At 65.9% G+C, this 883-nt stretch carries 1 protein-coding gene; it reads left to right on the top strand.

Annotation, left to right across the window (positions count from 1 at the left end; all coding sequences use genetic code 11):
- The coding region (locus IL54_RS19080) for an N-succinylarginine dihydrolase (RefSeq protein ID WP_081913129.1) at positions 1 to 883 on the top strand (883 nt) is incomplete at both ends.

The raw sequence follows: 883 nt of genomic DNA, 5'->3' as shown, positions 1-883 counted from the left end.
ACCGAGATTAATTTCGACGGGCTGATCGGGCCGAGCCACAATTATGCGGGCTTGAGCGTCGGCAATCTGGCCTCGGCGCGCAATGCAGGCGCGGTGTCGCATCCGCGCGCGGCGGCGTTGCAGGGTATCGAGAAGATGCGCGGCAATATCCGGCTGGGGCTGACGCAGGGCATCTTCCTGCCGCAATGGCGACCCGACGGGGCATGGCTGGCGCAGCTTGGAACCGATGTCGGGGCGGCCGAGCCGCATATTCGTGCGGCGGCGATGTCGGCCTCGTCCATGTGGGCGGCCAATGCGGCGACAGTGTCGCCCGCCAGTGACACAGGCGACCGGCGCACCCATTTGACCGTCGCGAATCTGGTGACGATGGCGCACCGCAGCCATGAATGGCCGCAGACGCTGGCGCAATTGCGGGTCGCCTTTTCCGACCAGAGCGTCTTTGCCGTCCATGGCCCGGTGCCGCCGCCCTTTGGCGACGAGGGCGCGGCCAATCATATGCGATTGGCCGAACGGCATGACCAACCGGGGGTCGAGATCTTCGTCTATGGCCAGTCCGGTGGCCCCTTCCCCGCGCGCCAGCATGTCGAGGCGAGCAAGGCGGTGGCGCGACGGCATGGGCTGGACCCGGCGCGGACGCTGTTCGTGCAGCAGTCCGAGGAAGCGATTGCGGCGGGCGCTTTCCACAATGATGTCGTGGCGGTGGCCAATGAGCGGGTGTTGTTCACCCATGAACTGGCCTTTGCGGACAAGGAAGGCTTCTATGCCGATCTGCGTGCCGCCCTGCCCTGCGTCGAGATCGTCGAGGTGCCTGCCAGCGCGGTGAGCCTGGCCGATGCGATCAAAAGCTATCTCTTCAACGCTCAACTTGTGACGCTGCCGACGG

The organism is Sphingobium sp. ba1, from assembly GCF_000743655.1.
Lineage (GTDB): Bacteria > Pseudomonadota > Alphaproteobacteria > Sphingomonadales > Sphingomonadaceae > Sphingobium.
Note: the sequence above shows the minus strand (reverse complement) of the source record. Positions and strands in the feature narration are given on the sequence as shown.